Raw genomic sequence first — 13,051 nt, 5'->3', positions numbered from 1 at the left:
CATCGGAATGGCCGTGCGTCCGAGGGGCGGGGCAGGGGGCGGGACGGGCAGCAGACCCATTGTCCGTCCCTCCCTCCAACTTGACGTACGACGCGGGGAAACGGTTGCTCACGATCCCCTTACGAGTGAGACTCGGAGACGCGTCGAAGGGGGCCCCGCGCCGATTCCCTTACGTCTCGGACTCCCCACGGATCACCGCGAGTACTCCATCCAGCTCATCCGGTTTGACGAGCACGTCGCGCGCCTTGGAGCCCTCGCTCGGGCCCACGATGTTGCGCGACTCCATCAGGTCCATCAGCCGGCCCGCCTTCGCGAAGCCGACGCGCAGCTTGCGCTGGAGCATGGAGGTGGAGCCGAACTGCGTGGTGACGACCAGTTCGGCGGCCTGGCACAGCAGGTCGAGGTCGTCGCCGATGTCCTCGTCGATCTCCTTCTTCTGCTTCGTACCGACCGTGACGTCGTCCCGGAAGACGGGCGCCATCTGCTCCTTGCAGTGCCGGACGACCGCCTGGACCTCGTCCTCCGTCACGAAGGCGCCCTGCATGCGGACCGGCTTGTTCGCGCCCATCGGCAGGAAGAGCCCGTCGCCCTTGCCGATGAGCTTCTCGGCGCCGGGCTGGTCGAGGATGACCCGGCTGTCGGCGAGCGAGGAGGTGGCGAAGGCGAGCCGTGACGGCACGTTGGCCTTGATGAGGCCGGTGACGACGTCCACGGAGGGCCGCTGGGTGGCGAGCACCAGGTGGATGCCGGCGGCGCGGGCCAGCTGGGTGATGCGGACGATGGCGTCCTCGACGTCCCGTGGCGCGACCATCATCAGGTCGGCGAGCTCGTCGACGATGACCAGCAGGTACGGGTACGGCTGGAGCTCGCGCTCGCTGCCCGCCGGCTGCTTGACCTTCCCGGCCCGTACGGCGGCGTTGAAGTCGTCGATGTGCCGGAAGCCGTACGCGGCCAGGTCGTCGTAGCGCAGGTCCATCTCGCGCACGACCCACTGGAGCGCCTCGGCGGCCCGCTTGGGGTTGGTGATGATGGGCGTGATGAGGTGCGGGATGCCCTCGTACGCCGTCAGTTCGACGCGCTTGGGGTCGACCAGCACCATCCGGACGTCCTCGGGGGTCGCCCTTATCATCACGGACGTGATCAGGCAGTTGATGCACGACGACTTGCCGGATCCGGTCGCTCCCGCGACGAGCACGTGCGGCATCGTCGCCAGGTTGGCCATCACGTAGCCGCCCTCGACGTCCTTGCCGAGCGCGACCAGCATCGGGTGGTCGTCCCCGGCGGCGTCCGCGAGCCGCAGGACGTCGCCGACCTTGACCATCTCTCGGTCGGTGTTCGGGATCTCGATGCCGACGGCGGACTTGCCGGGGATCGGCGAGATGATCCGGACGTCGGGGCTGGCGACGGCGTACGCGATGTTCTTCGTCAGCGCCGTGATCCGCTCGACCTTCACGGCCGGGCCGAGCTCCACCTCGTACCGCGTGACCGTCGGGCCGCGGGTGAAGCCGGTGACGGCCGCGTCGACCTTGAACTCGGAGAAGACGTTCGTGAGCGAGGCGACGATCGCGTCGTTGGCGGCGCTGCGCGTCTTGCCGGGCCCGCCGCGCTCCAGCAGGTCGAGCGAGGGCAGGACGTACGTGATGTCCCCGGCGAGCTGCAGCTGCTCGGCGCGCGGCGGCAGGGACTCGGTCTCGTCGCGCACCGGCGCGGGCTTGGTCAGGTCCGGTACGAGGCCGCCGGGCGCCCCGGCGTCGCCCCGCGCGGACGGTACGGACCCGGTGCCTCCGGCCCCGCCGGCTCCCCCGGCCCCGGTGCGCGCCGTACGCCCGGAACCGCCGGAACGCCCGTCGGCCGTCCGCTCCCGGTCGGCCGCCACGTCCCGCGTCAGGTCGGCGACGACCGGCGAGGGCGGCATGCCGTTCAGCACGGCCCCGTCCAGCGCGGCGGCGGCCGCCGCGGCGATGTCGACCGCGTCCCTGGGCCGGTCGAAGTCGGGCTCGGGGGCGGCGGACGACGGCTTGCGCGGCCGCCTGCGCCGGGTGAGCGCCTCCTCCTCGGCCTGCTCCGGGTCGTACGGGCCCGCGGCCCCGGCTCCGGCGGCCCGGCGCCGCGGCCGGGCGGGCAGCGCCTCGCGCCACTGGTCGTCGTACCGCTCGTCGTCCTCGCCCCACTCCGGCTCCTGCGGCGCGACGAGCCCGAGCCGGACGCCGAGGGCCCGCAGCCGCTGCGGGATGGCGTACACAGGCGTCGCCGTGACGACGAGCAGCCCGAAGACGGTGAGCAGCACCAGCATCGGTACGGCGAGGACCTCGCCCATCATGAAGACGAGCGGCTTGGACGCCCCCCAGCCGATCAGGCCGCCCGCGTCCCGCACCGCCTCGCTGCCCTGGTCCCGGCCCGGCGAGCCGCACGCGATGTGCACCTGCCCGAGGACGCCGACGACGAGGGCGGACAGACCGATGACGATGCGCCCGTTCGCCTCGGGCTTCTCCGGGTGCAGGATCAGCCGGACGGCGATGGCGCCGATCAGCAGCGGTACGAGCAGGTCGAGTCGGCCGAACGCGCCGGTGACCAGCATCTCGACGAGGTCGCCGACCGGACCGCGGAGGCTGGCCCAGGTGCCGGCGGCGACGATCAGCGCGATGCCGAGCAGCAGCAGCGCCAGTCCGTCCTTGCGGTGCGCCGGGTCGAGTCCCTTGGCGCCACGTCCTATGCCGCGCAGCATCGCGCCGACGGCGTGGGCGAGCCCGAGCCAGAGGGCGCGTACGAGCCGGTACACACCCGCGGTGGGAGACGGCGCCGCCTTCGGTGCGCCCTTGGCGCCCCCTGCGGCCTTCCTCGCGCCGGCCGCCTTCTTGGCGGGCGCCTTCTTCGCGGGACCCTTCCGGGCGGCGGGCGCGGACTTCTTGGCGGGGGGCTTCGCGGGCGCCGCCTTCTTCGCGGCGCCGGCGACGCGAGCGGTGCCGCCCGCCGTACGGCCGGCGGCGCGCGGCTTCGCGGTGCCCGCCGTGCCTGGGGAACCCTTGCCGGACGTACGTGAGGCCATGGGGGTGAGGTTACCGGGGTGAAGCACCGTCGACACGTGTGCCTACAGCTTCACCCGTTCGTGTCGCCCGTATGGTCATCGGAAACTGACGGCCGCTCACCGAGGCGCGCTGCAACGAGGGGGAGCCGGTGCGTCAGCCCTGGGCGGGAAGGCTCGGCGAGCCGCCGCCGCTGCCCGGCTCCAGGGCGTCCAGCGCCCGGCGCAGCCCGGTGAGTTTGCGCTCCAGGTGCGCGGCGGTGGCGACGGCGGCGGCGTCCGCCGACTCGTCGTCGAGCTGCTTGGAGAGCGCCTCGGCCTGCTCCTCGACGGCGGCGAGCCGCGCGGACAGCTCGGCGAGCAGGCCGGCGGACTCGCGGGCCGCACCGTCCTGGGCCCCCTGGCCGCCTTCGAGCTGGAGCCGCAGCAGCGCGGCCTGTTCACGCAGCTGACAGTTCTTCATGTACAGCTCGACGAAGACGGAGACCTTGGCGCGCAGCACCCAGGGGTCGAACGGCTTGGAGATGTAGTCCACGGCGCCCGCCGCGTAACCCCGGAAGGTGTGGTGCGGGCCGTGGTTGATCGCGGTCAGGAAGATGATCGGGATGTCCCGTGTCCGTTCCCGACGCTTGATGTGCGCGGCGGTCTCGAAGCCGTCCATTCCCGGCATCTGGACGTCCAGGAGAATGACCGCGAAGTCGTCCGTCAGCAGCGCCTTGAGCGCTTCCTCCCCTGACGATGCCCGGACCAGCGTCTGATCGAGCGCAGAGAGGATGGCCTCCAGCGCCAGCAGATTCTCCGGTCGGTCATCGACCAGGAGGATCTTGGCCTTCTGCACCATGGCCCGTCCTCCTCGCCCCGGCAGTTGGCCGGGCGCCGCCCCAGGGGACGACTCCCTTGCGCCGTCCGTCCTTGTGCCGGTCATGGTAGCCGCACCCCGCCTGTCGCCACACCCTGTCACCGCGATGTCACTGTGCACGTAGCGGAAACGCGGTGGGAGACCAGAAGGTTCCCCGTATGCCGCCCTCTCACACGCTTTCGACCACAGTCAGTCAACAACTCGCCGTCATTCGTGCGGCCTCCGATCACTCTCCGCGCATCCACTGCTCCATAACCGAGAGAAGATGGTCCGGATCAACCGGCTTCGTAACGTAGTCGGAAGCACCGGACTCGATGGCCTTCTCCCGGTCGCCCTTCATCGCCTTCGCCGTCAGCGCGATGATCGGCAGCCCGGCGAACTGCGGCATCCGCCGGATCGCCGTCGTCGTCGCGTACCCGTCCATCTCGGGCATCATGATGTCCATCAGGACGACGGTCACGTCGTCGTGCTGCTCCAGGACCTCGATGCCCTCGCGGCCGTTCTCCGCGTACAGCACCGCCAGGCCGTGCTGCTCCAGCACGCTGGTGAGCGCGAAGACGTTACGGATGTCGTCGTCGACGATCAGCACCTTCTCGCCGCTGAACTCGAAGCGGCGGCCCGGCTCGAACGCCTCCTGCCCGGCGCCCGCCCACTCCGCGGCCTCAGAGGCGCCGTTGGCTCCCGAGGCCGTGGACGCGCTCGTTCCGCCGGCACCCGCCGGAGCCGGAGCCTCCTGCGCCGACGGGCCCGACTCACCCGGACCCGACGGACTCGGCTGCCCCGGCTGGCCGGGCAGCGCGGCCCGCTGGCCGGCCCGGCCCAGGGCCCTGCGCCGGTGCCGGAACAGCGCCCCGGAGCCGCCGGCCCGCCCCTCGGCGGCCGACAGACCACCGGCGCCCTCGGGGCCCATGCCGTCGAGCTCACCGGACTCCGGCCCCGCGCCCGGGACCTGGTGCCCGTAGCCGTGCGGCGGCAGCCCGTTGGGGTGCAGCGGCAGGTACAGCGTGAAGGTCGAGCCGCGGCCCGGCTCGCTCGCCGCGTGGATCTCGCCGCCCAGCAGCCGCGCGATCTCCCGGCTGATCGACAGGCCCAGGCCCGTACCGCCGTACTTGCGGCTCGTCGTCCCGTCCGCCTGCTTGAACGCCTCGAAGATCACCCGCATCTTGCTGGCCGCGATGCCGATCCCGGTGTCGGTCACCGAGAACGCGATCAGGTCGGCGCCCGGCTCGGTCAGCGAACCCGACTCCAGCAGCTGCTCCCGGATCGACTGCGGCACGTCCGTCTTGGCCGGGCGGATCACCAGCTCCACCGCCCCGCTGTCGGTGAACTTCACGGCGTTCGACAGCAGGTTGCGCAGCACCTGCAGCAGCCGCTGCTCGTCGGTGTGCAGCGTGGCGGGCAGCTCCGGCGAGACCCGTACGGAGAAGTCCAGGCCCTTCTCGGCGGTCAGCGGCCGGAAGGTGGCCTCCACGTAGTCGACGAGCTGGACCAGCGCGATACGGGTCGGGCTGACGTCCATCTTGCCCGCCTCGACCTTCGACAGGTCGAGGATGTCGTTGATCAGCTGCAGCAGGTCCGAACCGGCGCCGTGGATGGTCTCGGCGAACTCGACCTGCTTGGGCGACAGGTTCCCCTCGGCGTTGTCCGCGAGCAGCTTGGCGAGGATCAGCAGCGAGTTCAGCGGCGTACGCAGCTCGTGCGACATGTTCGCCAGGAACTCGGACTTGTAGCGCATGGAGACCGCGAGCTGCTCGGCCCGCTCCTCCAGCACCTGCCGCGCCTCCTCGATCTCGGTGTTCTTCACCTCGATGTCGCGGTTCTGCTGCGCCAGCAGCTCCGCCTTCTCCTCCAGCTCGGCGTTGGAGTCCTGCAGCGCCTTCTGCCGGCTCTCCAGCTCCGCCGAACGCTCGCGGAGCTGCTCCGTCAGCTCCTGCGACTGCTTCAGCAGCACCTCGGTCTTGGTGTTGACGCTGATGGTGTTGACGCTCGTCGCGATCATCTCGGCGAGCTGGTTGAGGAAGTCGCGCTGGATCTGGGTGAAGGGCTGGAAGGACGCCAGCTCGATCACGCCGAGGACCTTCCCCTCGAAGACCACCGGCAGCACGATCACGTACGCCGGGGACGCCTCTCCGAGGCCCGAGGAGATCTTCAGGTACCCCGGCGGCACGTTGACCTGGATGGTCCGCTTCTCCTCGGCCGCCGTGCCGATCAGCGTCTCGCCGGGCCGGAAGGTCGTGGGCATCGACCCGGCCGAGTAGCCGTAGCTGCCCCGCATGACGAGCTCGTACGAGCCGTCCTCGTCGGCCCCGATCTCGTTGCCGCCGCCCGTGGGCATCGCCAGGAAGAACGCGCCGTGCTGCGCCGAGACGACCGGCGTCAGCTCGCTCATGATCAGCGAGGCCACGTCGTCGAGGTCGCGGCGGCCCTGCATGAGGCCGGAGATACGGGCCAGGTTGCCCTTGAGCCAGTCCTGCTCCTCGTTGGCGAGGGTGGTGTCGCGCAGGTTGGCGATCATCGTGTTGATGTTGTCCTGGAGGACCTGGATCTCGCCCGCCGCGTCCACGTCGATCTTCAGGTTCAGGTCGCCGCGGGTCACCGCCGTGGCGACGGCCGCGATGGCGCGCACCTGCCGGGTGAGGTTCCCGGCCATCTCGTTCACCGACTCGGTCAGGTCGCGCCAGGTGCCGTCGACGTCCCGTACGCGCGCCTGGCCGCCGAGGATGCCCTCCGTGCCCACCTCGCGGGCCACCCGCGTGACCTCCTCGGCGAACGACGACAGCTGGTCGACCATCGTGTTGATGGTGTTCTTCAGCTCCAGGATCTCGCCGCGGGCGTCGATGTCGATCTTCTTGGTGAGGTCGCCCTTGGCGATGGCGGTGGTGACGGCGGCGATCTGGCGCACCTGGCCGGTCAGGTTGGACGCCATCGAGTTCACCGACTCGGTCAGGTCCTTCCACGTCCCCGAGACGCCCGGCACCCGGGCCTGGCCGCCCAGTTCGCCCTCCGTGCCCACCTCGCGCGCCACCCGCGTCACCTCGTCCGCGAACGACGACAGCGTGGTCACCATCGTGTTGACGGTGTTCGCGAGCTCGGCGACCTCGCCGCGCGCCTCGACCGTCACCTTCTTGGTCAGATCGCCGTTGGCGACGGCCGACGACACCCGCGAGATGTTCCGCACCTGCGAGGTGAGGTTGTTGGCCATCACGTTGACGTTGTCGCTGAGGTCCTTCCAGATGCCGGTGACGCCCCGCACCCGGGCCTGACCGCCGAGGATGCCCTCCGTACCCACCTCGCGGGCCACCCGCGTGACCTCGTCCGCGAAGTTGGAGAGCTGGTCCACCATCGTGTTGACGGTCGTGACGAGGTCGAGGATCTCCCCGCGCGCGTCGACGGTGATCTTCTTCGACAGGTCGCCCTTCGCGACCGCCGTCGTCACCTCGGCGATGTTGCGCACCTGCGACGTCAGGTTGTTCGCCATCGAGTTGACGGACTGGGTCAGGTCCTTCCAGGTGCCGGAGACACCCTGCACCTCGGCCTGCCCGCCCAGGATGCCCTCGGTGCCCACCTCGCGGGCCACCCGGGTCACCTGCTCCGCGAAGTTGGAGAGCTGGTCCACCATCGTGTTGAGGGTGTTCTTGAGCTCCAGGATCTCGCCGCGCGCGTCCACGTCGATCTTCTGCGACAGGTCACCCCGCGCCACCGCGGTCGCCACCTGCGCGATGTTACGGACCTGGGCGGTGAGGTTCCCGGCCATGCTGTTGACGGAGTCCGTGAGGTCCCGCCACACGCCCGCGACGCCCGGCACCTGCGCCTGTCCGCCGAGGCGGCCCTCCGTGCCCACCTCGCGGGCCACCCGGGTCACCTGCTCCGCGAACGCGGACAGCTGGTCGACCATCGTGTTGATGGTGTTCTTCAGCTCCAGGATCTCGCCGCGCGCGTCCACGTCGATCTTCTGCGACAGGTCACCCCGCGCCACGGCCGTCGTCACCTGCGCGATCTGCCGCACCTGCGACGTCAGGTTCCCGGCCATGAAGTTGACGGAGTCCGTGAGCTCCTTCCACGTCCCCGAGACGCCGTCGACACGCGCCTGACCGCCGAGGCGGCCCTCCGTGCCCACGTCCCGGGCCATCCGCGTCACCTGGTCGGCGAAGGACGACAGCTGCGCCACCATCGTGTTGACGGTGTTCTTCAACTCCAGCATCTCGCCCGCGACATCGACGGTGACCTTCTGCGTCAGATCACCGTTCGCCACCGCCGTCGTCACCTGCGCGATGTCCCGCACCTGACCGGTGAGGTTGCGGAACGCCGTGTTGACGGAGTCCGTCAGGTCCTTCCAGGTCCCGGCGGCCCCCGGCACATGGGCCTGACCGCCGAGCCGGCCCTCGACGCCCACCTCGCGGGCCACCCGGGTCACTTCGGAACCGAACGCCGACAGCTGGTCCACCATCGTGTTGACGGTGTTCTTCAACTCCAGCATCTCGCCGGCCACATCGACGGTGACCTTCTGCGACAGGTCGCCGTTCGCCACCGCCGTCGTCACCTGCGCGATGTCCCGCACCTGGGTGGTCAGATTGCGGAAGACGGTGTTGACGGAGTCCGTCAGGTCCTTCCACGTGCCCGCCGCGCCCGGCACCTGCGCCTGCCCGCCGAGCAGTCCCTCGGCACCGACCTCGCTCGCCACCCGGGTCACCTCGTCGGCGAACGTCCGCAGCGTCTCGGTCATCTGGTTGATCGTGTCGGCGAGCTGCGCCACCTCACCGCGTGCGCTCACCGTCACCTTCTGCGACAGGTCACCGTTGGCGACGGCGGTCGTCACCTCGGCGATGCCCCGCACCTGCGAGGTCAGGTTCCCCGCCATCGTGTTGACGGAGTCGGTCAGGTCCTTCCACACACCGGCCACACCCGGCACCTCGGCCTGCCCGCCGAGCTCACCCTCCGTACCGACCTCCCGCGCGACCCGCGTGACCTCGGACGAGAACGACGACAGCTGGTCCACCATCGTGTTCACGGTGTTCTTCAGCTGGAGCATCTCGCCGGCCACGTGCACGGTGACCTTCCGCGACAGATCGCCCTTGGCGACCGCCGTCGTCACCAGCGCGATGTCCCGCACCTGGGCCGTGAGCCGGTACGCCATGGTGTTCACCGAGTCCTGGAGGTCCTTCCAGGACCCGGACATCCCGCGCACCTGCGCCTGCCCGCCGAGCTTCCCCTCGGTGCCGACCTCCAGCGCGACCCGGGTCACCTCGTCGGTGAACGCGGACAGCTGGTCGACCAGGTTGTTGACCGTACGGGCGACCTTGAGGAACTCCCCGCGCAGCGGCCGCACGGTCCCGTCCAGCCCCTCCGAGCGCAGCTCCATCCGCTGCTCCAGGTCACCCTCGGCGACCGCGGAGAGCACCCGTCCGACCTCCGACACCGGCCGCGTCAGATCGTCCACCAGGGCGTTCGCCGCCTCGATGGCCTGCGCCCACGCGCCCTCGCTGGCCCCGACCTCCAGGCGCTCGGACAGCTTGCCCTCGCGCCCGACCATGCGCCGCACCCGCTGCAGCTCGCCGGTCAGATGCAGCTTCCGGTCGGCGACCTCGTTGAAGACGGCGGCGATCTCCGCCATCATGCCGTCGCCCGTCACCGTCAGGCGCTTGCGGAAGTTGCCGTCCCGCATCGACGCCAGTGCCGTGAGCAGCCGCTCCAGGGCGGCGGCGTCCACCTCGACCGTCCCACTGCTCCGGGACCGCCCGCCCTTCGTGCGCGTGCTGCCGCCCCGCGCCGTCACGCCAGACTCCACCGTGTCCCTCCCGCAGGGGTTGACCGTACCGCTCGGCAATACTGCCCGGGCGTTGCTCCTCCGGCTGTTACTGGGAGCCTTCCCAGTGTTTCACCACGACCGATCGAGGCCATAACAGTTCGGCAGCTTCGCATAACGTCCCCGCCCTCGGGGGACGGAAACGGTGGTGACCACCATCCGCCCGGACAGCGAAGGTAAGTAACCTGGCATGCGGCTGTCCAACCGCCCCGGTCCGCCCGGCGGGGGCGGTGCGGCACAGTATGACCACCGGGCACCGGGGAGGGGCAGAGCCGCATCATGGCTGAGCCGGGCGTCGAGACACGTACGAGGAGTTCTGTGATCACCGCTCGGGCGGCTGCCACCTTCGAACCTGTGGGGCGGTCCGTCGCGACCGCGCGGGCCTTCGTCCGGGACACCCTCCAGGGCTGGGGATACACCGATGTCGTGGACGACGCCGTCGTCCTGACCAGCGAACTCGTCACCAATGCGATCGTCCATGCCGGCACCGCCGCCGACGTCCTGTGCCTGCGCACGGAGCAGGGCGTCCGCGTCGAGGTCGCCGACCGCTATCCGGAGCGCGAGGTGCCCCTCCAGGGCACCGGCCGCTACGACCTGAACCCGGACAGTGAGAACGGCCGCGGACTGCTGCTGTGTGCCGCCCTCGCCTCCCGCTGGGGCGTCGAGTACTCCCCCACCCAGAAGCAGGTCTGGTTCCAGCTGGACCTGCCCGAGCGGCCCGTGGGCACCCGCTCCGCCGGCCCGGCCCTCCCCACCGACCTGCTCCCGGTCGCGGACGAACGGGTCCGCGTCGCCGTCGTCCAGATCGACCGCAAGGGCGCCATCGCCGCCTGGAACGAAGACGCCGAGCACCTCTTCGGGTACGTCGCCGACCAGGTCGTCGGCAAACCGCTCGGCGACCTCGCCGCCTGGCCCCACACCCCCGGCATCGGCACCGGCCTCGCCGAGGCCCTGCGGCTGTCCCGCTGGGAGGGCAGCTACGGAGTCCGCGGCGCCGACGGGCGCGTGATCCCCGTGTACGCCTCCCACCTGCGGGTCCGCGACACCCAGGGCGAGCCCTCCACCGTCTGCCTCCTGGTGCGCGACTACGAACGGGCCGTGCTCCAGTCGCCGCCCCGCACCCCCGTCGACTCCAACAACGAGGGCCGCAGCTCCGACCCGTTCGAGGTCTTCATCGGCTCCCCCGCCCCCGACGACCTCGACGGCTTGCTCCAGCGCACCGTGGAGCGCGCCCGCGACATGCTCGACGGCGACGCCGCCTTCCTGCTGCTGGCCACCGACGACGAGACCGAGCTGGAGGTACGCGCCACCACGGGCCTGCCCTCCGCCCGCCAGCGCTTCGCCCGCGTCCCCGTCGAGTCCGGTACCGGCCGCTACTCCTCGGCCCGCATGCCCGCCGTCCACGAGGACCTCGCCGCCGTCCCCGGCGCCGTACCGCTCCTCAACGGCACCGGCATGCGCTCGGTCGTCACCGTCCCGCTCAAGGTCGAGGGCCGCCTGACCGGCTCCCTGGGCGTCGCCGCCGAGGCCCCCGGCCGCTACTCGAACGAGGAGGCGCTGCGCCTCCAGTTCGCCGCCGACCGCATCGCCCTGGCCGTCGAGTCGGCCCGCCTCGGCGAGCTCGAACGCCTCCGCCGCGGCTCCCTCAGCTTCCTCGTCGAGGCCTCCGACCTGCTCGCCGGCACCCTGGACCGGGACCAGACCCTGGCCCTGATGGCCCAGATGACCGTTCCGACCCTGGCCACCTGGTGCGCCGTCTACACGATCGCGGACCAGTCCTCGGACCCGTACCTCTCCTACGTCCTCCACGAGGACGAGGACCGCATCGACGGCCTCAAGGCCCTCCTCTCCAAGATCCCCCCGCCGGAGCCCGTCCCATCGCCCGGCGCCCGCGTGTGGTCCGCCCCCTCCGAGGCCGCCCACCAGGCCGCCCTGCGCACCTCCATGCGCGAGCTCGGCTACGGTTCCGCACCCCTGTCCTCCGGCATCGGTACGACGCTGGCGACAGCCGCGGCGGTCGGCGGCGAGACGGTGGTCCTGCCCCTGGTCGCCCGCAACCGCGTGATCGGCATGCTCACCCTGGGCAAGCCCTCCGACGACCACTTCCGCCAGGAGATCCTGGAGCTCGCCGAGGACCTCTCCCGCCGGGCCGCCCTCGCCCTCGACAACGCCCGCCTGTACTCGGAGCGCACGGCGATCAGCCAGTCCCTCCAGCGCAGCCTGCTGCCCCCCGGTCTCCCGCAGGTACCCGGCGTCGAGGTCGACGTCATCTACCGCGCGGCCGGCGAGGGCAACGAGGTCGGCGGCGACTTCTACGACCTCTTCCCGATCCGGGACAACGCGTACGGCTTCGCCATCGGCGACGTCTGCGGTACGGGCCCGGAGGCCGCGGCCGTCACGGGCCTGGCCCGCCACGCCCTGCGCCTGCTGGCCCGCGAGGGCTTCGGCGGCCCGGCGGTCCTGGAGCGCCTCAACGCCGCGATCCTCGACGAGGGAGCCCGCAGTCGCTTCCTGACGCTGCTCTACGGCGAGCTGTGGCCCCAGGAGGACGGCAGCGCCCTCCTCAAGGTCGTCTGCGCCGGCCACCCCCTCCCGCTGCGTCTGCGCCAGGACGGCACGGTCGAACCCGCCGCCGACCCGCAGCCGCTCCTCGGCGTCATGGAGGACCTGGAGCTGTACGAGCAGACCGTCACGCTCGACCCGGGCGACGTCCTGCTGTGCGTCACGGACGGTGTCACCGAGCGCCGCGAGGGCTCCCGCATGCTCGGCGACGACGGCCTGATGGACGTCCTCCACACCTGTACGGGCCTGACGGCCGGCGCGGTCACCGCCCGCGTGATGCGCGCGGTCGAACGCTTCGCCGCGGAACCGGCCTCCGACGACATGGCGATCCTCGCGATGCGCGTCCCGGAGCCGCACACGGACTGACCCGTGGCGGCAACGCCGAACACGAAGAAGGCCCCCCGCCATGTGGCGGGGGGCCTTCTTGATCAGAGCCCCCAAACGGAATCGAACCGTTGACCTTCTCCTTACCATGGAGACGCTCTGCCGACTGAGCTATAGGGGCCGGCTTGTCGCTTCGGGGTTTTCCCCGCCGCAACGAGAGAAAGCATACCCCGAACGAGCGGATTCGCATAACCGGCTCCCGACGCACGTGAGTCACGAACTACGGGAGGCGGGAACGGTCCTGACGCCCCCCTCGGACGGACCCGAAACGCAGAAATCGGACCCGGAACGCAGAAAAGCCCCGCACCAGAAGGTGCGGGGCTTTCCCCAAAAATTGTTCGGCGGCGTCCTACTCTCCCACAGGGTCCCCCCTGCAGTACCATCGGCGCTGAAAGGCTTAGCTTCCGGGTTCGGAATGTAA

At 70.9% G+C, this 13,051-nt stretch carries 4 protein-coding genes, 1 tRNA gene and 1 rRNA gene; 1 reads left to right on the top strand and 5 read right to left on the bottom strand.

Annotated features, from left to right (window positions below; genetic code table 11):
- Positions 1–169: 169 nt before the first annotated feature.
- The 3 genes from ACZ42X_RS28835 to ACZ42X_RS28825 form a co-directional block, all read right to left on the bottom strand.
- The gene (locus ACZ42X_RS28835; protein ID WP_468295980.1) at positions 170–3,046 is read right to left on the bottom strand and encodes a DNA translocase FtsK; all 2,877 of its coding nucleotides are present in this window, start codon (positions 3,044–3,046) and stop codon (positions 170–172) included.
- A gap of 133 nt (positions 3,047–3,179) precedes the next feature.
- On the bottom strand, positions 3,180–3,863 hold the full coding sequence (locus ACZ42X_RS28830; protein ID WP_355356686.1) for a response regulator: 684 nt from the start codon (positions 3,861–3,863) through the stop codon (positions 3,180–3,182).
- Between the two features lie 244 nt (positions 3,864–4,107).
- Complete coding sequence (locus ACZ42X_RS28825) at positions 4,108–9,666, bottom strand: HAMP domain-containing protein (protein ID WP_468295977.1); 5,559 nt, start codon at positions 9,664–9,666, stop codon at positions 4,108–4,110.
- Between the two features lie 297 nt (positions 9,667–9,963).
- Here ACZ42X_RS28825 and ACZ42X_RS28820 point away from each other — a divergent pair, with 297 nt between their 5' ends.
- Positions 9,964–12,612 (top strand): SpoIIE family protein phosphatase, encoded by a 2,649-nt coding sequence (locus ACZ42X_RS28820; RefSeq protein ID WP_468295974.1) that lies wholly within the window; start codon positions 9,964–9,966, stop codon positions 12,610–12,612.
- 66 nt (positions 12,613–12,678) lie between these two features.
- On the opposite strand, the gene ACZ42X_RS28815 is transcribed toward ACZ42X_RS28820, so the two are convergent.
- Both ACZ42X_RS28815 and rrf read right to left on the bottom strand, forming a co-directional pair.
- Positions 12,679–12,751: transfer RNA gene (locus tag ACZ42X_RS28815), tRNA-Thr, on the bottom strand.
- Positions 12,752–12,966: 215 nt separating this feature from the next.
- Positions 12,967–13,051 (bottom strand): 5S ribosomal RNA (rrf, locus tag ACZ42X_RS28810); the annotation flags it as partial.

Source organism: Streptomyces sp. NPDC030862 (genome assembly GCF_055571835.1).
The sequence above is the reverse complement of the archived record's forward strand: the minus strand, read 5'-3'. Positions and strand labels throughout refer to the sequence as shown.